General features: G+C 68.5%; 17 protein-coding genes. 8 read left to right on the forward strand and 9 right to left on the reverse strand.

Annotation, left to right across the window (positions count from 1 at the left end):
• Positions 1–30: 30 nt before the first annotated feature.
• From otsB to F4Y45_05050, 4 genes are all read right to left on the reverse strand, one after another.
• Entirely contained in the window at positions 31–987 is a 957-nt protein-coding gene (otsB, locus tag F4Y45_05035; protein ID MXY23869.1) for a trehalose-phosphatase, read from the reverse strand.
• A complete protein-coding gene (locus tag F4Y45_05040; protein MXY23870.1) occupies positions 849–2,123 on the reverse strand; it encodes a membrane dipeptidase in 1,275 nt (424 codons plus the stop codon). The genes otsB and F4Y45_05040 overlap by 139 nt, the downstream gene beginning before the upstream one ends.
• 166 nt (positions 2,124–2,289) lie before the next feature.
• Positions 2,290–4,203 carry a CHRD domain-containing protein gene (locus F4Y45_05045; protein MXY23871.1) on the reverse strand — a complete coding sequence of 638 codons (1,914 nt, stop codon included), beginning with the start codon at positions 4,201–4,203 and terminating at the stop codon, positions 2,290–2,292.
• 48 nt (positions 4,204–4,251) lie between these two features.
• Positions 4,252–4,827: a leucyl/phenylalanyl-tRNA--protein transferase gene (locus F4Y45_05050; protein ID MXY23872.1), complete on the reverse strand. Its 576-nt coding sequence runs from the start codon at positions 4,825–4,827 to the stop codon at positions 4,252–4,254.
• 23 nt (positions 4,828–4,850) lie between these two features.
• Between F4Y45_05050 and apaG the strand changes: the two genes are divergently transcribed.
• Complete coding sequence (gene apaG, locus F4Y45_05055) at positions 4,851–5,267, forward strand: Co2+/Mg2+ efflux protein ApaG (protein ID MXY23873.1); 417 nt, start codon at positions 4,851–4,853, stop codon at positions 5,265–5,267.
• On the opposite strand, the gene F4Y45_05060 is transcribed toward apaG, so the two are convergent.
• From F4Y45_05060 to F4Y45_05080, 5 genes are read right to left on the reverse strand one after another with little or no spacing between them, the layout of a single operon-like run.
• Complete coding sequence (locus F4Y45_05060; GenBank protein MXY23874.1) at positions 5,264–6,022, reverse strand: LamB/YcsF family protein; 759 nt, start codon at positions 6,020–6,022, stop codon at positions 5,264–5,266. The genes apaG and F4Y45_05060 overlap by 4 nt on opposite strands.
• Positions 6,019–7,017 (reverse strand): hypothetical protein, encoded by a 999-nt coding sequence (locus tag F4Y45_05065; GenBank protein ID MXY23875.1) that lies wholly within the window; start codon positions 7,015–7,017, stop codon positions 6,019–6,021. Before F4Y45_05065 ends, F4Y45_05060 begins: the two co-directional genes overlap by 4 nt.
• Before the next feature lie 2 nt (positions 7,018–7,019).
• On the reverse strand, positions 7,020–7,478 hold the full coding sequence (locus tag F4Y45_05070; GenBank protein ID MXY23876.1) for a type II toxin-antitoxin system VapC family toxin: 459 nt from the start codon (positions 7,476–7,478) through the stop codon (positions 7,020–7,022).
• Positions 7,479–9,302, reverse strand: a complete 1,824-nt coding sequence (locus tag F4Y45_05075) for a UbiD family decarboxylase (protein MXY23877.1) — start codon at positions 9,300–9,302, stop codon at positions 7,479–7,481.
• Entirely contained in the window at positions 9,302–11,767 is a 2,466-nt protein-coding gene (locus F4Y45_05080) for a PQQ-binding-like beta-propeller repeat protein (GenBank protein MXY23878.1), read from the reverse strand. Before F4Y45_05080 ends, F4Y45_05075 begins: the two co-directional genes overlap by 1 nt.
• Between F4Y45_05080 and F4Y45_05085 the strand changes: the two genes are divergently transcribed.
• The 7 genes from F4Y45_05085 (at position 11,372) to F4Y45_05115 (ending at position 23,571) form a co-directional block, all read left to right on the forward strand.
• Complete coding sequence (locus tag F4Y45_05085; protein MXY23879.1) at positions 11,372–13,963, forward strand: hypothetical protein; 2,592 nt, start codon at positions 11,372–11,374, stop codon at positions 13,961–13,963. The two genes, F4Y45_05080 and F4Y45_05085, sit on opposite strands and share 396 nt — an antisense overlap.
• Positions 13,964–14,004: 41 nt before the next feature.
• A complete protein-coding gene (locus F4Y45_05090) occupies positions 14,005–14,133 on the forward strand; it encodes a hypothetical protein (protein ID MXY23880.1) in 129 nt (42 codons plus the stop codon).
• Positions 14,134–14,361: 228 nt separating this feature from the next.
• Complete coding sequence (locus tag F4Y45_05095) at positions 14,362–16,530, forward strand: malate synthase G (protein MXY23881.1); 2,169 nt, start codon at positions 14,362–14,364, stop codon at positions 16,528–16,530.
• Between the two features lie 21 nt (positions 16,531–16,551).
• Positions 16,552–17,118, forward strand: a complete 567-nt coding sequence (locus tag F4Y45_05100) for a GNAT family N-acetyltransferase (GenBank protein ID MXY23882.1) — start codon at positions 16,552–16,554, stop codon at positions 17,116–17,118.
• Positions 17,119–17,201: 83 nt separating this feature from the next.
• Complete coding sequence (acs, locus tag F4Y45_05105; protein ID MXY23883.1) at positions 17,202–19,163, forward strand: acetate--CoA ligase; 1,962 nt, start codon at positions 17,202–17,204, stop codon at positions 19,161–19,163.
• Positions 19,164–19,449: 286 nt separating this feature from the next.
• Complete coding sequence (locus F4Y45_05110; protein ID MXY23884.1) at positions 19,450–22,155, forward strand: hypothetical protein; 2,706 nt, start codon at positions 19,450–19,452, stop codon at positions 22,153–22,155.
• Positions 22,156–22,434: 279 nt separating this feature from the next.
• Positions 22,435–23,571, forward strand: a complete 1,137-nt coding sequence (locus F4Y45_05115) for a helix-turn-helix transcriptional regulator (protein MXY23885.1) — start codon at positions 22,435–22,437, stop codon at positions 23,569–23,571.
• The last annotated feature ends 90 nt before the right edge of the window (positions 23,572–23,661 follow it).

Consider the following 23,661-nt stretch of genomic DNA (forward strand, 5'->3'; position numbering starts at 1 on the left):
AATTCTGAGTGAATTGACCCCCACGGACTGCTACCGTGCACGAGGCAGCGCGCCGATCAGGAGGTCCAGGACCCGTATCACCTCCCCCGGGTCCCGCACACGGTAGCAGGCGGCGGTCGGCCGATCCGCCGGCGCGACGACAATCGAGACGCCACGGCCGCCGAGGCGCCGGAAGACATCCTCGTCGGTTTCGTCGTCGCCGATGTAGACCACCGACGACGGGTCGATCTCCAGGGCCTCGATCAGCCATTCCACCGCGCGGCCCTTGTCCCAGTCGATGTCGGGACGCAACTCGAACACCTTCTTGCCGCCCTCCCGTCGCAACGCGGAATGGGCCCGCGCCACGCTGCACACCGCGGCGTCGACCCGCGCAACGTCGCTAGCCGCGGCGAGCCGGTAGTGGGTGGACACGCTGTAGCGCTTTCGTTCCACCAGGACGCCGTCGATGCCATCGAGCGCGCCGCGCAGGGCCCGCTCGGCCGAATCCACCTCGGGCAGAAGGGCCGCCGCCGCCTCGTAACGCAGTCCGCTTCCCGTCGGCCCGTCGATGTCCATGCCGTGGCAGCCTGCGTAGCCGAGCTGTTCGAGCTGCACGAACCCGCGCATGACCGCAACGTCGCGTCCCGTGACGATCGTGACCGGGCAGCGCTCGGCGAGGCGGGTCAGCCGATCCCGCGTGCCGGCGGCCAGCGTCGCCTGCTCGGGACGGTCGACGATCGGGGTCAGGGTGCCGTCGTAATCGAGGAACACGCCGGCGCGCCCGCGAGTCAGCCGCGCGAGCCAACGCTCGATCTGCTGTGGATCGAGGGCCAGGGGCAGCGCGAGCGCCGAAGCTGTGGACGCCGCGATCACCGTCCCGCCGCCTGCTCCGCCTCCCGCAGCACTCGCAGGAGGTTGCCGCCCCACAGCTTCGCAATCTCCTCTTCGCTGTAGCCGCGGCGGACCAACTCGACGGTGACATTCAGCGTCTCGCTGGCGTCGCTCCATCCCACCACGCCGCCACCGCCATCGAAGTCGGAACTAATCCCCACGTGGTCGATGCCGATCAACTCCACCGCGTAGTCGATGTGGTCGACGAAGTCGGCTACCGTCGCATCGGGCCAACGCCGATTGAGCGACTCCACGCGCCCCAGGTAGTCCTCGTGCGGTTCGGCGCCCAGCTCCTCCGACGGCTGCCCCGGGATCATGCCGAACGAGTCGCGGATGTTCTGGTACTCGATGCCGTGGCGGAGCCCGGACTCCGTCAGGAACGCTCCGAGCGCCACCACCTGGACGACGCCGCCGTTCTCGGCGAGCGCGCGGAGCTGCTCGTCGTCCAGGTTGCGCGGCATTTCCATCAAGGCGCGCATGCTCGAATGCGAGGCGATAACCGGCACGGTGGAGAGCCGGACGGCGTCGAGCATTGCCGCCTTCGAGATGTGAGACACGTCGACCAGCATGCCGACCCGGTTCATCTCCGCGATGACCTCTTCGCCGAACGGGCTGACGCCGTCGTGCTCGGGGACGACCTCCGCGTCCGGGTCGCGCATGCTGGTGGTGGCCGAATCCGCGATGTCGTTGTGGCCGCTGTGGGCCAGCGTCATGTAGCGCGCCCCCAGGCCGTGGTAGGTCTCCACGAGCGCGAGGTCGCGTCCAATCGCCCAGCCGTTCTCGATGCCGATCAGCGCGACCAGTTTGCCTTCGGCCGCTATCCGCTCCACGTCGTCCGCCGAGTACGCAATGGAAATCTCGTCCGGGTACATCTGCTCGGCCATGCGATGGATGGCGTCGAACTTGGTCCGGGCGTCCGCCTTGGCCTGGGCCTCGTTTTCCGGGGTCCGCTCCGTCTGGCCGACGTAGACGATCCAGAAGCCGGCATCGAGCCCGCCCGCCCGCATCTTCGGCAGGTCCACCTGGAAGTCGCCGTCGACGCCCGGATCGACCTCGCGCGTCGCAAAGATAAGGGGGATGTCGATGTGGCTGTCGAGCGTGATGACCCGCTCATGGATCTCCGTGGCCGTGGCCAGGAGAGCCCGTTCGGCGCGTTCCTCCGGGGTTCCCAAGTTGCAACCGGGCAGGAATACGGCCGCCAGCGCCAGCGCCAGCGTCGCGGTCGCAGGGATCGTCCTCACCGTCTGCCTCATCCAGAAGCGAGGAGCTTGCGCCCCCTTGCCGGCGCGTTGGAAGTCTCGTTGGCGCGAAACTTCTACGGCGCGAACTCCTTACGCCGCATCAGCATACTACGCGGAATGCCGGCGGCGACGGCAACGGCCGGCGCCTGGCAGCCCGTGTTGAAGCCCTGCGTAGCCACTAAGGCAGGGACAGGTCGATTCGAACCGCGTCGCCGAGGTTCGCGACCGTATGCACGGCCAGGTAGAGGCGGCCATTCCGAAGGGCGTGCATCTCGGGGCTGCTCAGCCGCAGCCGCCCCGCCGTGCGGGCGCCGCCGCGACGGGCGAGCTGGCGCACCACCGGGCCGTTGACGGCGTCCTCAGCCGGACCGCGCCGGTGCAGGGCGACCGACAGCACGTCGTCATCGAACAGGCCGAACGTCGACACGCGGTAGTCGAGCGTGCGCGTCGCCGATTCCAGCACGAAGCGCGACTGGACCGACAGCTCTCCGTCGGCCTGCACCATCACGTCGAGGGCGATCGGCGCGGGGGGCTCCACCAGGCTCGGCGTGAAGTCGGGCGGCCGTCGGTGTGGGCCGCTCTGCTCGTAGGCATAGGCGAGCTCGATCAGACGCGACTCCGACCAGGGGCGCCCGAGCAGCTCCAGGCCGACCGGCATGCCATCCGCCGCCGCGCCCGCCGGCACCGTGATCGCCGGCAATCCCGACGTCGCGCTCAGCGAGCAGTTGCTTCCCTGCTGCGGCTGTCCGATCGGCCGGGCGGTCCGGCGAATCGTGGGATACACCAGGGCGTCCAGATCCTGTTCGTCCAGGAGGGCCATTACGGTGTCGCGCACCGTGTCCCGTTTCGCGATCGCCTCGCGGTACTCGTCGGTCTCGCGCGTCTCGACCTCGAGCGTGTTCTGGAGGCCCACTTCGAGGATGTCGTGGTACAGCCCGGTCTCGACGAAGTCCGCGACGGTGCGGACGTAGGCGCCGGGCGTCGCCTGGAGGTACGCGTTCAGATCGAACCGGAACTCCTGGCCAATCACCGAGGCGCCCTGCGTCAGCTCGGACAGGTCGGGTTCCGTGATCTCGACCGACGTGGCGCCCTGCGCTTCCATCTCTCCCACCGCCCGCTCGATCACGTCGCGGACCGGCCGTTCGGCGTTCCCCTCGCCGAGCAGCGCGTCCACGACGCCGATCCGCGCGCCGGCCAGCGCGTTCGCGTTCAGGGCAGCAGTGTAAGTGTCGGGAATTTGTCCCTCGCCGAGGCTCGTCGTCGGATCGGCCGGATCCGGGCCGACTGTCGCGTCGAGGGCCAGGGCCAGGTCTTCCACCGAACGGGCAAGCGGACCGCCGATGTCCTGCGTCGTGGAGAGAGGGATGATGCCGTCTCCGCTCGCCAGGCCGCGCGTTCCGCGGAGCCCCACCAGATGGTGGTGGGCCGAAGGGATTCGAATCGAGCCGCAGGTGTCGCTCCCCATGCCGAAAGCGCCGAAGCTGGCCGCTACCGCCGAGCCGGTGCCGCCGCTCGAACCGCCCGGGTTGCGCTCCGGATCGTAGGGATTGCGGGTCTGGCCACCGTACGACGCGACGGTCGTGATGCCGCGGGCCAGCTCGTGCATGTTGGTCTTGCCCAGGATGATCGCGCCCGCCTCGCGCAACCGCCGCACTTGTGTCGAATCGTCAGGCGGGACCGACGTGGCGAGACCCAGCGTGCCCGCGGTGGTCGGCATGTCGGCGGTGTCGTAGTTGTCTTTCACCACGACCGGAATCCCGTGAAGCGGGCCGCGCACCGTGCCATCCGCCCGTTCCGCGTCGAGGGCGGCGGCTTCCTCGCGCGCGTTCGGGTTGAGCGCGATCATGGCGTTGAGAGTCGGACCCTGCTGATCGAACGCCGTAATGCGGGCAAGGTAGCCCTCGACCAGGTCGACGGACGTCACTTCCCCCGACTCCAGCGCGGCGCCGAGTTCCCGGACGGACTTCTCCATGACGTCGAAGCCGGGCTCCGTGTCGGCGACATCGCCGCCGCAGCCGGACGCCACCAGAATCAACAGCGGCAGCAGAAGTGTCGGGCCCGCGAGCCGTCGCCTCAACCTGTCCCTTGACATCTCGTCCTCCCTCGTACTGTCTGCGCCTTCGAACCCACAGCGACCGCCTCAGACGAAGCGGCACGCCGCGCGCATCGCCCGATCGAGCCGCTCGAGGTACTCGTTCCGCGGGATTCCCACCGCGCCGAAGCGTGCCAGGTGCGGCGTGACCCACTGCACGTCGAGCAGCCGGTAATCGCGCGCGCGCAGCCGTTCGACGAGCGCCGCGAGGGCAACCTTGGATGCGTCGGTTTCCGTGTGAAACATCGACTCGCCGAAGAAGGCGCCGTGGAGCGCCACGCCGTACAGCCCGCCTACGAGGGCGCCGTCGCGCCAGGTCTCCACCGAGTGGGCGTAGCCTTCGCGGTTCAGGGCGCCGTAACTGTCGACGATGACCGGGTCAATCCAGGTACCGTCCGCCTCGGGACGCGAGGCGCAGCCGGCCACCACGCGATCGAACGCCTGGTTGATGGTCACGTCGAATCGTCCCTGCCGCAGCACGCGCTTGAGCCGCCGAGGTCGATGGAACCCCTCAAGTGGCACGATACCCCGCTCCGGCGGTGAAAACCACCGAATCTCGCCATCGACCGACATCGGGAAGAACCCGGCTCGGTACGCCCGGAGGAGCATGCTGGAGGAAATCATCCGGAATGTCGTATATATGATGCATGGTCACCGAGTCCCACCCTCAGACCGAGTTCACCTCCGAGGCAATCACCCGTAGTATCCGCGTCCGAGTCCGGGCTCGCTATACGGAGGAACATTCCGAACCCCTGCAGCAACGCTGGCTGTTCCTCTACACCATCACCATCTCCAACGAAGGGGACGAGACGGTGCAGTTGATCAGCCGCCACTGGCGAATCACTGACGGGGCCGAGCAGGTTCAGGAGGTGAAGGGGCTCGGCGTCGTCGGACGCCAGCCGACGCTCGCGCCGGGCGAGTCGTTCGAGTACACGTCCGGATGCCCGCTCGGCACACCGTTCGGATCGATGCAGGGGACCTATCAGATGGTGACCAACGACGGCGAACGCTTCGAAGCCGAGATCGCGCCGTTCGTGCTGTCGGGACCCTACACGCTTCACTAGAGCCGCGCCACTACGACGCCCGCCGCTTCCAACCCGTCTCGCAACTGCCGCGCGATGGCGTCAGCGCCCGGCGTGTCGCCGTGCACGCAGATCGTCCCGGCGGTCAGCGCCACGCGCGTCCCGTCGATGGCGGTGACCGCGCCGTCGCGGACCATGCCGACCGCGCGGGCCACGGCCGCCGCGGGATCGTGGATCACGGCTTCCGGCTCCGTGCGCGGCACGAGCGCGCCGTTCGCCTGATACGCCCGATCGGCGAACACTTCGGGCACGACGGCGAGCCCCGCGTCGCGTCCCGCGTCGACAAGCGGGGACCCGGGAAGTCCCAGGAATGCCAGGCCGGGATCACACGCCGCGACCGCGCGCGCCACCGCATCCGCCAGGGTCCGGTCGCGCGCCGCCATGTTGTAGAGCGCGCCGTGCGCCTTGACGTGACGGACAGCCACCCCTTCGGCCGCGGCGATGTCCTGCAGCGCCTCCACCTGTCCGCGGATCAGGGCGTCGATCTCCGCCAACGGCAGGTCGATCTCGCGCCGGCCGAATCCCTCCCGGTCCGCGAAGCCGGGATGCGCGCCGACGCCAACTCCGGCCGCGCGTGCGGCGCGAACCGTCGCGCGCATCGTCTCCGCATCGCCCGCGTGCGCTCCGCACGCAACGTTGATGGAAGTGACTACCTCCATCATGCGCCGGTCGAGCGCACGCGCCGCGTCGCCCGGCAGCTCACCGAGATCGCAATTCAAGTCGACCCGCTTCGTCATGGCCGCGCCTCCTCGCTTCCGCCGGTGAGCGCGATCTGGCGTTCCGCCGCGGCGATCGCGCCTTCGAACCAGACCATCCATTCGTGCCCGTGCTGCTCCATGTATCCCGTCGATACGCGGCCCGCCGCCATGACGAACGCACTCCGTTCCGCCGGCGAGAGGACATGCACCACGCCGCCCGCCGCCTCGAACGCCGCGACCGCGGCGGCCGTGCGGCGGCGCTCCTCCGCCCGCACCAGGCGCGCCAGTTCTCCGACGGCGGCGTTCATCGCCTGCCGCAAGTCGACCGGCAGCGCCTGGTACGCCTCCTCGCGCATCAGCCACAGGCCGGCCGGATACCCGTGATCGTCGCGCGTCAGGTATCGGAACGCGCCGTCGCCCGCGCCGCCCGACGTCAGGTCGATGACGCTGCCCGCCCGGGCGTCTACGCGCCCCTCCGCGGCGAGGACGGCGCGATCGCTCCATGACCGCGGCGCCGGCGTCGCTCCGGCAGCGCGCGCCCACGACGCCAGGACCGGCGAGTCGGCGGTCTCGAGCGTCACGCCGCCCAGGTCGTCCGGCATGCGTACCGGCCCCGCGCGCGTTGCGATGCCGCGCCAGCCGCCGCCCCCGGACAGGCCGAGCAGCCGCAGGCCCGGCTCGCCAAGCAACGCGTCGCGCATCCGCTCGAAGAAGACGCCGGTGAACACCAGTTCCACCACCGCGTCGGACTCCAGCAGATACGGCACGTCGAGGACGTGAAACTCCGGCACCAAGCGGGCCGCTTCGGGCGTCGACGCCAGGTAGATGTCGATCTCGCCCGCCACGAGCGCGTCGAGACAGGCGTCCGGGGCACCGCAGGATTGGCCTTCGGTGTCCACGTCGACCGTGAGGCGACCGCCCGAGAGCGCTTCGATCAGATCGCCGGCCGATGCGATGGTGTCCGGCGCGCCGCTGCCGGCCGCGCCGGGCATTGTCAGGGCAGCGAGAACAAGACGGATAGTCGCGCCGGTCACGATCACGATTCCCAGACGGTCTTCACGTGCGGATAGTCGAGGATCTTCGTGTCGGCGGTCACCACCGGCGCCGATCGGCGGCGGGCCTCCGCGACGATGATCCGATCCGCCGGATCGCGGTGGAACGGTTCTGGCAAGGCAAACGCTTCCTCGACCGACTCGAGTTCGACCGGGAGGACCGTCCAACCGTTCAACTCGACGTAGTGCCGGAACCAAAGTCGCCAGTGCCGGTCTATGGCGATCCGGCCACGCTCGGCGGCACCGGCGATCTCTGCGCAACTGATGGCGGACACGCACACCTCGGTATCATCCGCTTCGAGCAGGGACCGGGCGCGCGCCGTTAGCTGGCCGGGATCGCTGACGGCCCAGACAATCGCGCACGTGTCGAGCACCACCGTCACGACTGTTATTAGAGCAGGTCCTGTGTCTGTCTTCCGCACGCCGGACGGGCGGAGCGTCAATCAGATCGCCGGATCGAGTGACGCCCGCTCGGAATCCCCCATCTCGACGCCGCCGTCCGGGAAATAGTCGGTCCACCGGTCGCTGACGCGCTGCGCGATGTCCGGCCGGCAGCTCAGTTCCGTCGGGAACGACGGCTTGAGGCGCGCGTCGATGACGATGGGTGGCGTGTAGGCCAGATGGTGGCGCACGGCGCGGGTGGCCGCGGCGTGGATGTCGGCGGCCGGCTCGAAGCGGGTGAATGTCGTCCAGAGGAAGTTCATCGGGGAGGCGGCGGCGCGGTCGGGCTCGTCGGTCAGGACGACGAGGGGCCAGTCGCGGAACGCCGGCGCCGCCGCGAAGCGTGCCGCCGCGTCGGGCTCCGACGCATAGCCGGGTGCGCCCACGACCAGGCAGCCGGGACAAAAGACGTGCACGGCCGTGACACCCTGAGGAAGCTCGGCCGTCGAGAACTGCTGCGGCAACGTCCGGACCGGCGGCCCGAGTCCGAGCCAGACCCCCTTGGATCCCCGGTTCACTTCCGGCCCGGTGTAGTCCAGGGTGTCCATCGACAGGTTCGAGAACACGTAGAGGTCCGTTTCCGGATTGGTCCGCTCCAGCAGATGGACCAGCGTCCGCCGGAAATCGCGCAGGTCGACCGGCTCATCCGTGACGAGCAGGAACTTGGTGAGCGAGAGCTGGCCCTCCCCCAGGATCCGAAACGCGCTCGCCATCGCCTCGCGCGCGTAGCGCTGGCGCACCACCGCGGCGCCAAGCGAGTGGTAGCCCGTCTCGCCGTACGACCACAGGTCGACCACGCCCGGCATCACCAGCGGGAACAGTGGTGACAGCAGCTCCTGGAGAAGATCGCCGATGAAGAAATCCTCCTGCCGCGGCTTGCCGACGACGGTCGCGGGATAGATGGCATCGCGCCGGTGCGCGACCCGATCGACGGTCAGGACCGGGTAGTCGTGGGCAAGCGAGTAGTAGCCGTAGTGATCGCCGAACGGCCCCTCCGGCCGCCGCACGTGCGGGGCGACGGAACCGATCAGGGCGAACTCGGCGCTCCCGATCAACCGATGCGGCCCGAGGCCGCCGACCATTGGCAGCCGCTCACCGGCGAGCAGCGAGGCGAGCATCAGTTCCGGCACGTTCTCCGGCAGCGGGGCGATCGCGGCCAGCATCAGGGCGGGCGGGCCACCGAGAAAGACAGTCGCCGGCAGCGCCTCGCCGCGCGCCTCCGCCGCCGCGTAGTGGAAGCCGCCCCCCTTGCCGATCTGCCAGTGCATGCCGGTCGATCGCGCGTCGTGGACGTGCAGGCGGTACATCCCCAGGTTGTGGCCCGGGCGCTCGGGATGCTCGGTGTAGACGAGGGGCAGGGTGATGAACGGCCCGCCGTCCTCCGGCCAGCAGGTGATGGCGGGCAGCCGGTCGAGCCGCACGTCGCCCGTCACCACCTCCGTGACCGGCGCGCGGCGCCGCGGCCGCGTCCCGATCCGGAGGAGCGAACCGGCGACGTCGCGCGCCCCCCACAGCTTGGCCGGGGTCGGCGGCATGATCGTCTCGGCCAGCTCCACCACCCGCCGGATGAACTGCAGCGGCCGCGTCCCGAAGGCGAGCTCGGCGCGCCGCGCCGTGCCGAACAGGTTGGTGACGAGGGGGAACGCGGCGCCCTGGACGTTGGTGAACAGCAGCGCCGGCCCGCCCGCCGCGATCACGCGCCGGTGGATCTCGGCCGCCTCCAGGACCGGATCGACCGGCGTGTCGATTACCGCCAGGTCGCGGTCGCGCCGGAGTTGCTCGATGAACGTGCGCAGGTCGGAGAACCCGCCGGATGCGTCCGCCATCATTCGGGGAGGGCAAACGCCCAGAATCCGAGGCCCGACGCGATCGCGACGTACTGCCGGCCGCCCACCTCGTAGGTCATCGGCGAGGCCTTCCAGTCCTGGTTGATCGGGATGTGCCAGAGCGGCTCGCCGCTTGCCGCTTCGAGGGCCGCGAACGCGCCGCTGTCCTCGCCGAAGAAGACGAGGTCGCCGTCGGTCGACAGGACCCCGGAATAGGTCTGCGCCTGCCCCGTCTGCGGGTAGCTCCAGACCGTCCGGCCGGTCTGAATGTCGATGGCCCGGATGAACTTCTGGTTCGGCGACCCGTCGGCAAGCCGGACGGTGCCGCCGAGCCAGCTCCGGCCCCTCTGCCACTCCTGATCGTTCTTCGTATAGGTCATGCACGACTCGTGGGCGAGCAGGTAGAACAGGCCCGTGCCGGGGTGGTAGCTGGTCGCCCACCAGTTGGTGGCGCCGCGGATCGCCGGACAGACGTCGACGCCCTCTTCGGTCGGATCCGTGCCGGGCCGCACGATCGGCCGCCCCGAATCGTCGAGCCCGTCGGCCCAGGTCTGGTTGACGAAGGGCTCGCCCAGCAGGAATTGGCCGTTGGTCCGGTCCAGCACGTAGAAGAAGCCGTTGCGGTTGCCCTGGACGAGCAGCTTGCGAGACTCGCCGAGGAACTCCTCGTCGATCAGCAGGAGCGGCTCCTGCGCGTCCCAGTCGTGGGTGTCGTGCGGCGTGAACTGGAAGTACCAGACCATCTCGCCGGTCTCCGGTCGCAGCGCCACCACCGAGTTCGTGTAGAGATTGTCGCCGGGGCGGCGGTCGCCATTGAGGTCGGGACACGGATTGCCGGTCGCCCAGTAGAGCAGGTCGAGCTCCGCGTCGTAACTGCCGGTCAGCCACGTCGCCCCGCAACCGCGACGCAGCACTTCCGGGTCGCCCCAGGTCTCGGAGCCCGGCTCCCCCGGGGCCGGAATCGTCCAGAACCGCCAGGCCCGCTCCCCGGTGCCGGCATGGAAGGCATCCAGGAATCCGCGCAGGCCGGTGTCGCCCGCGCTGATGCCGGCGATGACCAGATCGCCCACCACCAGCGGCGCCGCCACCGCGCCGTAGTGCTCCCGGTAGTCGTCCATCTCGGTGTCCCAGATCAGCTCGCCGGTGAACCGATCGAGAGCGATGACGTGGGCGTGGTCGGTCACCGTGAAGACGCGATCGCCGCGCACCGCGACGCCGCGGTTCAAGCCGATCGCCGGGTCGCCGACCAGCCCCTCGGTGCGCGGCTGGGCGTACCGCCAGATCTCGCGGCCGGTCGCCGCATCCAGGGCGTACACCTGGTTGACGGCGGTGACGTACATCACGCCGGCGATCACCACCGGGGTCCCCTCGATCATCGGCATGTCGGGAATCGGGTAGAACCACTCCAGCGCCAGGCGCTCCACGTTGTCCCTGTCGATCTGATCGAGCGGACTGTGCCGGTTACCGCTGTCGCTGCCGTGGTAGGACGGCCAGTCGGTGAAGGGCTCGACCCCGGCCTCCCGCCATGCATCTCCCTCGCGGCGCAGTAGGCGGATGCGCCCGTCATCCGTCCGGAGCTGGGCGTCGAAGGTGCTCTCGTTCAGGATGGTGCCGGCCACCGTGCCCCCGCCCGCGAGCGGCAGTTCGCCGGGACGCGTCCGGGGAGCGCGCGGGTCGCGCGCGGCCGGCGCCGCCGCGGCGGCCAGGTCCTTCAGATACGCGATGAGCGGGTCGAGCTCGTCGGGCGCAAGGTCGAACGCGGGCATGCCGCGGGCGGGATCCCCCTCGGTGATGATCCGGGCCAGATCGTCGGGACCGCGGGCATGCAGGACCGGCAGGATGGAGCGCGCCCGGTCCGATCCGGCGCCGTCTCCGCCGTGGCAGAGCACGCACTGCGACTGGTACGACTCCTCTCCCTGCGCCGCTCCCTGCGCCGCAGCGAGACTCGGGAAGGCGCAGGCAAGTACGATGCCGGCCGACCAGCGCTTCGTCAGCAGTCCCTGCACGCGGCCATGATATGACGCCCGCGGGCCGGCGCGGGGCCAGGGCCGGCTGACTACAATGCCGGTATGGACAGACGATTCCTCCGCGCCGCCGCCGCGCTGTTGGCCTTTGCGCTGTTCGCGGCCCTCGTGGGGCCTCCCCTCGCCGCCCAGGCGGACCGCTACCCGGCCTCCGGGCACGGCGGTAACTACATGTTCAACTTCTATTTCCCGCCGGCCCCCAGCTCCACCCCGTGGGCTCCCGCCTGGGCGCCGGACGGTGCGTCCATCGCGGTGGCGATGGCGGGTTCCATCTGGCGCGTCGACCCGGAAACCGGCGTCGCCGACGAGCTGACCTACGGCGACAGCTATCACTCGTCGCCCGACTGGTCGCCCGACGGCGACTGGATCGTCTACACCGCCGACCACGACGGCGCGCGCATTCAGCTCGAGATGCTGAACGTCGCAACCGGCGAAACGCACGCGCTCACCGACGACGACCAGATCTACGCGGACCCGGTCTTCTCACCCGACGGCACGCGCATCGCCTACGTCGCCACGACGCCGAGCGGCTACTTCAACGTCTACATCCGCCCGGTCGCCGACGGCCAGTGGAGCGGCGACGCGATTGCGGTAACCCGCGACAACGACTTCGGGCGGAACCGCCTCTACTTCGGCCCCTGGGACATGCACCTGACGCCGGCCTGGCTGCCGGACGGCGACGAGTTGCTGCTGGTCTCTAACCGCGGCATCGCACTCGGCTCCGGTAACGTCCTGCGCGTGCCGGCGCGGGAAGGGGGCATCGACGAGGCGGCCACCGTCCTCCGGGAACAGACGCTCTACCGGACGCGCCCCGACGTGGCGAGCGATGGCCGGCGTTTCGTCTATTCGTCGACCCGCGGCGCGGCGGACCAGTTCAACAACCTGTACGTGCAGCCGACCGCCGGCGGCGAGCCCTACAAGATCACGTTCTTCCAGCACGACGCCTTCCATCCCCGGTGGTCGCCGGACGACGAGTGGATCGCCTTCATCACCAACGAGGGTGGACTGCCGCAGCTCGCCCTGCTCGAGACGCACGGCGGCGCCCTCCGGATCGTCACTATCGCGCACCGGCGGTGGAAGCGGCCGATGGGCGTGCTGTCGGTCACGACGCGCGACGCCGCGACCGGCGCCGCGGCCGCGTCACGTATCCACCTGACCGCGCCCGACGGCAAGTTCTACGCGCCGCACGACGCCTACGCGCGCATCGGGGTGGCTGGCGACCACGCCTTCCACCAGGCGGGGCGGTTCACGGTCGAGCTGCCGGCGGGCCGGGCCAACCTGACCGTGGTCAAGGGTTTCGAGTACTGGCCGGAGGAAGTGACGGCCGACATCGCGGCCAATGCGGTGACCGAAGTGACCGTCGACCTCCGCCGGATGACGGACATGGCGGCCCGCGGCTGGTACAGCGGCTCCACGCACGTTCACATGAACTACGGCGGCAACCTGCACAACACCCTCGAGAACCTGATGATGATGTCGGACGCCGAGGATCAGGACGTGGTCGCCGAGCAGGTGGCGAACAAGGACAACCGGATCCTCGACTATCAGTTCTTCGTGCCGGGCGGCGGCGCGCATCCGGTCTCCACGCCGGAGCGCCTGCTCGTGGTGGGACAGGAGTACCGTCCGCCCTTCTACGGCCACGTCTTCATGTTCGGCATGCGGGACCACCTGCTCTCCCCCTTCACGATGGGTTACGAGGGAACCGCCATCGAGAGCCTCTACCCCAGCAACACCGACATGTTCCGGAAGGCGAGGGCGCAGGGCGCGACGGTCGGCTACGTCCATGCGTGGACCGGGGAGAACGATCCGCTGGACGGCAACCTGGGCGGCGGCAAGGGGTTCATCGTGGATGCCGCCCTCGGCACCACCGACGCGGTCGAATGGTCTGACGCCGCGCGCGCCGGCTTCTACCCGGTCTACGCCGTCTGGAACAACGGCCTGCGGGTCTCCGCGACGGGCGGCGAGGATTCCATAAGCAACCTGCACCGGATGAAGCTCGTCGGCTCGGTGCGCACCTACGTGCACACCGGCGGCCACGGTCTCGACCTCGATGCCTGGCTGCGTGGCCTGCGCGAAGGGCGCGCGTTCGTGTCGAACGGGCCCCTCGTCGAGTTGACCGCGAGTGGCGGGTCAACTGCCACGGGCGGGCGGCCAGCGCCCGCGAACGGCCGTATGCCGGGCGACACGGTGGCGCTCCCGGCGGGCGGCGGCGCCGTCGCGCTGACCGGCCGCGTCCTGTCCATCGAGCCGCTCGAACGGGTCTTCGTGGTCTGCGGCGGCGAGGAGCAGGCGGACATCCCGCTCGCCGCCGACCGGTTGAGCGCCACGTTCACCCTCGAGATCGCCATCGACCGTAGCACGTGGTGCCACCTGCGGGCCGAGGGCAGCCCCGCCGAGCGCGGCGTCCTGGACGTCGGCTACGCCCAGGCGTTCACCAATCCCATCTGGTTCACGGTGGACGATCGGCCCGTCCGCGACCGGACCGCGGCCGCCTACAGCATCCGCTGGATCGACAAGCTCCGCGAGATGGCGGACGCCTGGCCCGGGTGGCGGTCCGAGCGCGAGCGGGCCCACGTCTTCGCGCAATTCGACGAGGCGCGGGCGATCTACGAGGGGTTCGCGGCCGAGGCTCCGTAGAGCAGCGTTGCTCGCGAAGGCCAGTCGACCAACTTGACACGATGCTGACGAGCACCCGGTACTGGCGGCTGCGGGTCGGTGACTACCGGGTCATCTTTCGTATCGAGATGACGCGCGTGGCCGTGATGATGGTGATGACCGTCCGGCATCGGAGCAAGGCCTATGGCTGACACAGTAGTGCTGACACGAGCGGAGTACGAAGAACTGGTCGCCGGCCGGGCGGATCTTGAAGACCGTCTGGCCGCAATGGAGGGGGACGACGGCACTCGGGGCGACCATCGATACCCTTGTGAGCCTTGGGCGCGACGAGTAGCGGACCGATTCCACTTCCCCAGAGTAGAATCTCCTGCCGGCGCGGACGCGATGTCCGCCCATGAGTCACGAAGCAGGGGGCAGGAATGGCGGACCGGATTGCGGCGGGCGGACTTCAGGTCGACCAGGAACTGTACGACTTCATCAACGACGAGGCGCTGCCGGGGACCGGCATCTCCTCGGAGGAGTTCTGGGCCGGCTTCGATCAGCTCGTTCACGACCTCGCGCCGCGCAACCGTCAGCTGCTCGAGAAGCGCGAAGAACTGCAGCGGCGGATCGACGCCTGGTACAGCGAGAACCGCGACGAGCCGATCGACCTGGAGGAATACAAGAACGTCCTGCGCGAAATCGGCTACCTGGTGCCGGAGGGAGACGACTTCTCGGCCCGGACGGCGAACGTGGACCCGGAGATCTCGACGGTGGCCGGCCCGCAGCTCGTCGTCCCCGTCACCAACGCGCGCTACGCCCTCAACGCCGCGAACGCGCGCTGGGGCAGCCTGTATGACGCGCTCTACGGCACCGACACGATCCCCGAGGACGACGGCTGCGAACGCACCGCCGAGTACAACCCGGTCCGGGGCGACCGCGTCATCGCGTGGGCGCGCGACTTCCTCGACCGCGTGGCGCCCCTCACGGCGGGCAGCCATGCGGACGCGACGACGTACTGGGTGTCGGGCGGCGCCCTCGCCGTCACCCTGAAGGACGGCTCCACCCAGTGCCTCGCCGACGCATCGCAGTTCGCCGGCCACCGTGGCGAGCCGACCAGCCCCTCCGCCGTCCTCCTTCTCAACCACGGCCTGCACATCGAGATTCGGATCGACCGCAATCACCCGGTCGGCAAGGCGGACGACGCCGGCGTGCGCGACATCATCCTGGAAGCGGCGACGACAACCATCATGGATCTGGAGGATTCGGTCGCGTGCGTCGACGCCGAGGACAAGGTGCACGCCTACCGGAACTGGCTCGGGCTGATGAAGGGAACGCTGACGGCGAGTTTCGACAAGGGCGGCCAGACCGTCGACCGGACGATGAACGCGCCGCGCGGCTACACGGCGCCCGACGGTTCCGCCGTCACCCTGCCCGGCATCAGCCTGATGCTGATCCGGAACGTCGGCCACCTGATGACCAATCCGGCCATCCTCGACAAGGACGGCAACGAGGCGCCGGAGGGCGTGCTCGACGCGGTGATCTCGTCGCTGATCGCCGCCCACGACGTCAAGAGCGGCAAGAACAGCCGCGCCGGCTCCATCTACATCGTGAAGCCCAAGATGCACGGCCCGGAGGAAGTCGCCTTCTGCGATCGGACGCTCGCCCAGGTGGAGGACATCCTCGGGCTGGACCGCCACACGATCAAGATCGGGATCATGGACGAGGAGCGGCGGACCACGGTCAATCTGAAGGAGTGCGTCCGCGCCGCCGCCGACCGGGTTTTCTTTATCAATACCGGATTCCTCGACCGGACCGGCGACGAGATGCACACGGCGATGGAATCGGGGCCGATGATCCGCAAAAAGGAGATGAAAACCGCCGACTGGATGGTCACCTACGAGGACTGGAACGTCGACATCGGACTGGAAACCGGACTGCCCGGCCACGCGCAGATCGGCAAGGGAATGTGGGCGATGCCGGACCTGATGGCCGAGATGGTGAAGCAGAAGATCGGCCATCCCCGGCAGGGCGCGAACACCGCGTGGGTTCCCTCCCCCACCGCCGCGACGTTGCACGCGACGCACTACCACGAAGTGGACGTCACGGCGCGCCAGGAGGAGCTCCGGTCGCGCCCGCGCGCCGACCTCGACAAGATCCTCACGATCCCGCGCGAAGAGAATCCCGACTGGTCGCCGGAAGAGATTCAGCAGGAGCTCGACAACAACGCGCAGGGCATCCTCGGCTATGTCGTCCGGTGGGTCGAACAGGGGATCGGCTGCTCGAAGGTGCCCGACATCAACAACATCGGCTTGATGGAAGACCGCGCGACGCTGCGGATCTCGAGCCAGCACATCTGCAACTGGCTTCACCACGGCATCTGCACCGAGGAGCAGGTGCGCGAGACGCTGGGGCGGATGGCCGCGGTGGTCGACGGCCAGAACGCCGGCGACCCGAATTACCGGCCGATGGCGCCCAACGTGGAAGACAGCGTCGCCTTCCAGGCCGCCTGCGACCTGATCTTCAAGGGCCGCGAGCAGCCGAGCGGCTATACGGAACCCATCCTGCACGCGCGGCGCCAGGAGGCAAAGGCGAAGTACGGCCGGTAGGACCGGCAGAGGTCGAAGCAGATGGAACCAGCCGCACCCGGCGCCGACGCAATCCCGGCCCGTTACCCCCGCCCGGTCACGCTGGCCGACGGAGGCGAGGTGACCGTCCGACTGATGAGCCCGGACGATGTCGACGCGGTCGTCGCCTTCGCGCGCAGCCTCGCCCCCGAGGAGCTGATGTACCTCCGGGTGAACATCACCGAGCCGGAAGCCGTGCAGCGCTGGGCGCACTACGTCGAGACGGGCCGCACCTTCACGGTGCTGGCCCTCGACGGCGAACGGGTGGTTGGCGAGGTGAGCCTGCTCCACAGCCGGACGAGCTGGACGCGCCACATCGGCGAAGTGCGGCTGCAGGTGGCGCCCGTGGCGCGGCGGCGGGGACTGGCGCGCCTGCTGGCCGAGGAGATCGAGTGGATCGCGCGCCAGATGCGCCTTACGATGCTGACCGCCCGGATGACGCTCGATCAGGAGGCGGCGCAGGCCTTTTTCCGGCAGCTTGGCTTCCGGCGCGAAGCGGTGCTGTGGGACTACGTGATGACGGCAGACGGGACGTTGCACAATCTGCTGATCGCCACCAAACGACTGTAGGGCCGTGGCGACCAGCGAGGGCGGCGGCCCGGGATTGGACCGAACCGCTTTGAACGGCACACCAGACGGACGAGGAGGAGACTGTGGCTGACGAGACTTCCGCCGGATTCGATGCACTGCTGACCGAGGACCGCGTCTTCGCGCCTCCCGAGGAGTTCGCGAAGAACGCGAACATGAACGACCCGGACATCTACGCCAAGGCGGAAGCCGACCCGGAGGGGTTCTGGGCCGGGATCGCGAGCGAGCTGGAGTGGAGCCGGCCGTGGGACACCATCCTCGACTGGCAGCCGCCCGACGCCAAGTGGTTCGTCGGGGGAAAGATCAACGCCAGCGTCAACTGCGTCGACCGGCACGCGCTGGGCAGCCGCCGCGACAAGCGGGCGATCGTCTGGGAAGGCGAGCCCGGTGATCAGAAGACGCTCACCTACGGCGAGCTGCACGTCGAAGTGCAGAAGTGCGCGAACGTGCTGAAGCGGCTCGGCGTCGGCCACGGCGATCGGGTGGCGGTGTACCTGCCGATGATCCCCGAGTTGCCGATCGTCATGCTCGCTTGCGCGCGGATTGGCGCCGTGCACAGCGTCGTCTTCGGCGGATTCTCCGCCGAATCGCTTCGCGACCGGATCAACGACATGCAGGCGAAGCTGCTCGTCACCGCCGACGGCGGGTTCCGGCGCGGGGGCGTCGTTCCGCTCAAGGAAATCTCGGACGCGGCGCTCGACGGGGCGCCGAGCGTCGACGCGGTGCTCCTGATCAAGCGCGAGGGGCTCGAGACGCCGTTCCAGGTGGTGGCGGGCCGCGACCACTGGTACCACGAACTGATGGCGCAGGTGCCGGAGACCTGCGAGGCGCGCGAGAACGACGCCGAGGACCTGCTGTTCACGCTCTACACCTCAGGCACCACCGGCAAGCCGAAGGGGATTGCGCACACGACGGGCGGCTACCTCACCGGGACCTACATCACGACGAAGTGGGTCTTCGACCTGAAGGAAGACGACATCTACTGGTGCAGCGCTGACATCGGCTGGGTGACCGGACACAGCTACCTCGTGTACGGCCCGCTCGCCAACGGCGCCACCTGCGTCATGTACGAGGGCGCCCCCGACACGCCGGGCCGCGACCGTTTCTGGGACATGATCGAGCGCCACAAGGTGACCATCTTCTACACGGCGCCCACCGCCATCCGCGCCTTCATGAAGTGGGGCCCGGAACATGTCACGAAGCACGACCTCAGCACGCTGCGGCTGATCGGATCCGTGGGCGAGCCGATCAACCCCGAGGCATGGATGTGGTACCACACGCATGTCGGCGGCGGTCGTTGCCCGATCGTCGACACCTGGTGGCAGACCGAGACCGGCAGCATCCTGATCACGCCGCTGCCGGGTCTGACGACGCTCAAGCCGGGCTCCGCCTCGCGGCCGTTCCCGGGCCTGCGGCCGGCGGTGGTGACCGAGGCCGGCGAGGAGGTGAAGGTGGGCGGCGGCTACCTGGTGCAGACGCGCCCCTGGCCATCGATGCTCCGGACGATCTACGGCGATCACGACCGCTACGTCGCCACCTACTGGGGCCGCTGGGGCCACGCCACCTACGTCACCGGCGACGGGGCCAAGGTGGACGACGACGGCTACTTCTGGCTGCTCGGCCGCGTTGATGACGTCCTCAACGTCGCCGGCCACCGGGTCGGCACGATGGAGGTCGAGAGCGCCCTCGTCGACCACCAGGAGGTGGCCGAAGCGGCGGTCGTCGGCAAGGAGCACGAGATCAAGGGGCAGGGGATCTGCGCCTTCGTCACCCTCAAGGAGGGAGTCCAGTCCTCGGACGAGAAGGTGGAGGAACTCCGCCAGCACGTCGCCACGAAGATCGGCGCCATCGCCAAGCCGGACGAGATCCTCTGGACCGTCGACCTGCCGAAGACGCGCTCCGGCAAGATCATGCGCCGTCTGCTCCGCGACATCGCGGCCGGCAAGGCGCTGGGCGACGTCACGACGCTGGCCGACCCGTCCATCGTCGCGAAGCTGCGCGAGCAGTACGAGGAGAAGGAAGGCTAGAGCGCCGGGTGCGCCGGCCGGTACCCCGGTCGGTGCGCCAGCCGGCACGGCGTCCGGGGCGCCAGCCGGCACGGCGTCCGGTGCGCCGGCCTCCAGGCCGGCACCCTACGCCCCCTCCAACAACCGCCGCATTTCCGCGGCCCGGCCCCGGATCCGCCCCTGCCCCCGCTTGTGAAAAGCGGACGCGGACGCCCCACACCATCGCGGTCCCGCAGGCCACGGCTCCCGGCGCGCGGCCCAGCCAGAAAAGTTCATTAAAAAGACCCTAAATGTACATCGAACAGTCATGAGCAGCGTGTATATAGGGCATGGACAAACTGAGATGTCGAAGTCGACTGCCAATGCGTCCGGGCTGCTCAAGGCAAAGGTGCTGCCGCCGGAGTTGCCATCCAGATACGTTAGCCGCCCAGCACTGCTGCAGCGCCTGGAGCACACCATGGAACGCAGGGTGACCGTGCTGCAGGCGCCCGCCGGATTCGGCAAGACAACCGTCATGGCGGACGTCGTTCGTGCGCGGAAGCGAGACGGAATGGTCGTCGCCTGGATCTCCCTGGACGTCGAGGATACGCCGAATCTCTTCGGCAGCTATCTGGCCCTTGCGCTGGAGCGGGCGGGACTGGATCTCGGTCTGTCCGGGTCGCCCGTTACGCGGTCCGCGTGGCCAGCGTTACAGCAACTGGGCACGCTGGCCGGCGCCATTGAACAGCATGCCGCGCCGTGCCTGCTGGTGCTCGACGAAGTCGACCGCCTGCCACGGCGTACGGTCCGGCTGGTCGACCTGCTGCTGGAACACGCGCCGAGCAATCTGCACGTCGTCATGGCGTTTCGATCCAACCCGGGAGTCAACGTCGGAACACACCTCCTGAGCGGTGGAGCGATCGTGCTGGGCACGGAATCGTTCCGCGTTCAAAGGGCCGACATAGACCGGTTCCTGGGCCGGGAACTGTCGCGGAAAGAACGGGCCGAGATCGAAGAACGCACGGCCGGCTGGCCCTTTGCGCTGATGGTCTATCGCAGCGTGGGGGGCGCCGATGCGGAACAAGCTGGTAGAGAAGCGGCGGAGCTCACCAGGAACTACATCGGCCTCCACGTGCTGCGCGACTTATCGGACAAGGAACAGGCCTGCCTTTTCGATCTCGCGGTCTTCGACTGCATCGACGGGAGCCTCGTGGATGCCGTGCTGGGATCGAACGATGCCCGCATGCTGTTGACCGCACTGCCGGCGCTCGACGGCCTGCTGCTGCCGGGTAAGGGAGACGATGCAGCGAAGCGTCTGCATCCCCTGCTCAGGGAGTACTGTCTCGATGCACTCTCCGTCGCGAATCCGGCACGCAAGCGTTCCCTCCACACGAAGATCGCACGGGAACTCGTTCGCCGAGGAGGACAACTGACGGCGTTGTGGCGGCACGCCGGCGCGGCGGCCGACAACGATCTTCTGGGCGAGCTCATCGAGCGGTCCGGGCCGTTCCAGTTGTGGCTACACGAGGGAACGGCGCGATTGGCCTCCGCGGGGCGGTTCCTGACCCGGGAAACTACCGCCCGGTATCCGCGGCTCGATCTCCTCCGCTGCATTGTTCTCTGCCTGTCGCTGAAGTGGGATGAGGCAGAGACGCTGTTCCAGACGATCTCGCAACGGACCGACGGGTTCACGCGAGACCGGGATGGCGGCAACGCGGAAGCGCTGGCCGTCGACGCGATGTTCACGCGAGCCGTCCTGAGGGGTGGCGCCGATCGGCTCCTGCCTCACGAACTCGAATCACGGTTTCCGGCAGGAGATCCGCTGCCCGGTGATGAAGAGGGTCGGGCCCTCGCCTGCGCCCGGCACACCATGCTCTGCATTGCGTGCTACGAACATGCGAGCTTCGAGGAGAGCGCGCGGCACGGCCTGCGGGCGCAGGCGCACTTCCGGAAGGATGGGTGTTTCTTCCGGATCGTTCTGGACGCCTGCCTCGGGATGGCAGCAATGGCGCAGGGGCGCGTGCAGGAGGCCGTTGAAAAATACCGGGACATCCGGCGGGCCACCAGGAAGTTCTTCCCGGCCGATCCCTGGATCAGCGCCATCAGCAACGCACTGACTATTGAACTCGATCTCGAACGGAACCGCGTGAGGGCGGTCCGGCGCAAGACTCTGGAGCGCCTCACGCAGTCGCAGGGCGTTTGGGCCGATGGCTATTCGACGAGCGTAGCGGTGAGCGCCGAGTTGCTGTTCGAGCAGTGCGGTGAGGCAGAGGCCATCCAGCTCCTGACAAGGTCGGTTGACCGCGTTCGGGCGACGCGCAACCGGAGCCTGTTGAACACTATCTCGGCACTGCTGGCGGACTACCTGACGCAGGCGGGCCAGTCGGAGCAGGCCGGAGCGGTATGGCGCGACCACGCGTTGCCGTGCGACGCCGCCGAACTGCTCGACCTGGAGCGGCAGTCATGGCGAACGATGGAAGCCCTGTCGTGCGCACGAATCCGGCTGTTGGAGGCGCAGGGCGAGTTCGACGCCGCCAGCGAGCTCGCGCACAACCTGGGCCGTGTTGCGGGGGATCGCGGCCTGGTCCGCACGCTGCTCCGGGGCATTGCGTTGTCGATGTCGGTCGCCCACCGCGCAGGTCAACCCGATCGCGCGCTGGAACGTCTGGTCGGGTTTATCCGCGCCACGCGTGGCGTCGACTACACGAGGCCGCTGGTGCGCCAGCGTGAGGTGAGCCGGCTCGTCCTGCAACGGCTTCTCGACACGGACTGCGACGACGACCTGCGGCCGGCGGCCGAGTCGTTACTGGCCCAGGTAGTCGGGCCGGAGACGGGCAGCCCGTGCTTCTCGCCGCGTGAGCGGGAGATCCTGACGCACGTGGCTCGCGGCTTGCGCAACAAGGAGATAGCGGAGCTTCTCGAAATCACCGAAGAGGGCGTCCGCTACCACTTGAAGAACATCTACCGGAAGACAGGCATCAACAAACGGGCCGAAGCGGTCAGCCGCGCCCAGGCGATCGGCTCGCTCTCCTGAGGGAAACGCCGAGACGCCGCCGCGATGCCGCGTGCCACCGCTGCGAGACTCAGCGATCGGTTAGCAGCTCCACGCCCCCAGTGAGCGCCCGGCGCCACGACGGGTGGTCGGAGCGCATTGAATACTACCTCCAATAACTTCCAACCTACCGGTGCCCCTGTCACTAACCGTCGGTTAATAAAGGGGTAGTCTGTTTCCGGTTAAGGGGAGGCGCCTTGACTAACCGGCTCGGCGGCCAGTGCAGTTGTCGCGAGGATCCAGACAACCTCGGGACTTGACATGGCCGACCAGAACGCGTTCGAGCGCTTCGTGTTGTCGTTGCATGATTCCATGCTCGACGATACGAACTGGCCTGTCACATCGGCCCTGATTGACGAGGCCTGCGGCCTGACGGGCAATACGATGATGGTCGGCGAAGGCCCGAGGGACGACCGGCGTGTGCAGTTCGTCGGACTCTACCAGCGAGGAGAACGCCGCCACGACCTCGAGCGCGAATACCTCACTACCTACCATCCCATCGATGAACGCGTGCCGCGAATACGGCAACTGCCTGACAGCAGGCTGGTGCACGTCAACGACCAGTACACGCCCGAGGAGCTGAAAACTTCGCCTGTCTACAACGATGCCTTACTGCGGGCGGGGCACCAGAATAGCCTGGCGGTACGTATGGACGGGCCGGATGGGTCCGACATCGCGATGAACCTTGGCGATCCCGTTGCCGGAAGTGACTGGGGATCTCCGCAGCTCAAGATGATCGCGAGAATTCTGCCGCAGATTCGGCAATTCGTCCGCGTGCGGCAAGCGCTGGTCCGGACGGAAGCGCGGAACGCGACGGCGACCAGCCTCCTTGAGAACACTCGGGTAGGCATCGTCCACCTGGATCGGCACGGGAAGATCCTGGAGGTGAATGACCGTGCCCGCGGCATCCTGCGGAGGGCCGACGGTTTGTCGGACCGGGATGGAGCGCTGCGTGCCAGTACGCCGGCGGATCAGATCCGCCTCGAAAGGCTATTGGCCCAGGCGTTGCCGACCTCGGCAACCATCCCGCTCAGCGGGTCGATGCTGCTCCGCCGCTCGTCGGCGTCACACCCCTTCGCCGTGCACGCCAAGCCCGTGCGCGCCCCGCAACCGGACTATGGGGCGCGGCACGTTGTCGCGCTTGTACTGGTCGTCGAGCCGGGGCGCCGGCAACGTGTCGCACCCGACCTGGTAGCCACGACTCTTGGCCTGACGCCAAGGGAGAGTCAGGTGGCGGTGTGGCTGGCGGAGGGCAAGAGCGTGCGCGAGATCGCCGAGGTCGCAGGGCTCACGACCAACGCCGTTCATTGGCATCTGAAGCAGATCTACCAGAAGAAGTCCATCTCCGGGCAAGTGGATTTGGTACGGCTGGTGTTGTCGGTCGCCGAGGTCGCGTAACCGCGGCCCGGTCGTCGTTCGGGGTCAGTCCGGGTAGCGCGCTTCCGCCTCTCCCTACCAACTTGGGTAGGGACAGATCCCCCTCCAGTT

It is taken from the genome of Acidobacteriota bacterium, from assembly GCA_009838525.1.
Classification (GTDB): Bacteria; Acidobacteriota; Vicinamibacteria; order Vicinamibacterales; family UBA8438; genus VXRJ01.

Coding starts and splice junctions, on each gene's coding strand:
- F4Y45_05040 (MXY23870.1), bottom strand. CDS start 2,123: ATGAGGCAGACGGTGAGGACGATCCCTGCGACCGCGACGCTGGCGCTG.
- F4Y45_05060 (MXY23874.1), bottom strand. CDS start 6,022: ATGACGAAGCGGGTCGACTTGAATTGCGATCTCGGTGAGCTGCCGGGC.
- F4Y45_05075 (MXY23877.1), bottom strand. CDS start 9,302: ATGGCGGACGCATCCGGCGGGTTCTCCGACCTGCGCACGTTCATCGAG.
- F4Y45_05085 (MXY23879.1), top strand. CDS start 11,372: ATGGACAGACGATTCCTCCGCGCCGCCGCCGCGCTGTTGGCCTTTGCG.
- F4Y45_05100 (MXY23882.1), top strand. CDS start 16,552: ATGGAACCAGCCGCACCCGGCGCCGACGCAATCCCGGCCCGTTACCCC.
- otsB (MXY23869.1), bottom strand. CDS start 987: ATGGAGCGACGCCAGCGAGACGCTGAATGTCACCGTCGAGTTGGTCCG.
- F4Y45_05050 (MXY23872.1), bottom strand. CDS start 4,827: ATGATTTCCTCCAGCATGCTCCTCCGGGCGTACCGAGCCGGGTTCTTC.
- F4Y45_05090 (MXY23880.1), top strand. CDS start 14,005: ATGCTGACGAGCACCCGGTACTGGCGGCTGCGGGTCGGTGACTACCGG.
- F4Y45_05115 (MXY23885.1), top strand. CDS start 22,435: ATGGCCGACCAGAACGCGTTCGAGCGCTTCGTGTTGTCGTTGCATGAT.
- F4Y45_05110 (MXY23884.1), top strand. CDS start 19,450: ATGAGCAGCGTGTATATAGGGCATGGACAAACTGAGATGTCGAAGTCG.
- F4Y45_05045 (MXY23871.1), bottom strand. CDS start 4,203: ATGTCAAGGGACAGGTTGAGGCGACGGCTCGCGGGCCCGACACTTCTG.
- apaG (MXY23873.1), top strand. CDS start 4,851: ATGGTCACCGAGTCCCACCCTCAGACCGAGTTCACCTCCGAGGCAATC.
- F4Y45_05095 (MXY23881.1), top strand. CDS start 14,362: ATGGCGGACCGGATTGCGGCGGGCGGACTTCAGGTCGACCAGGAACTG.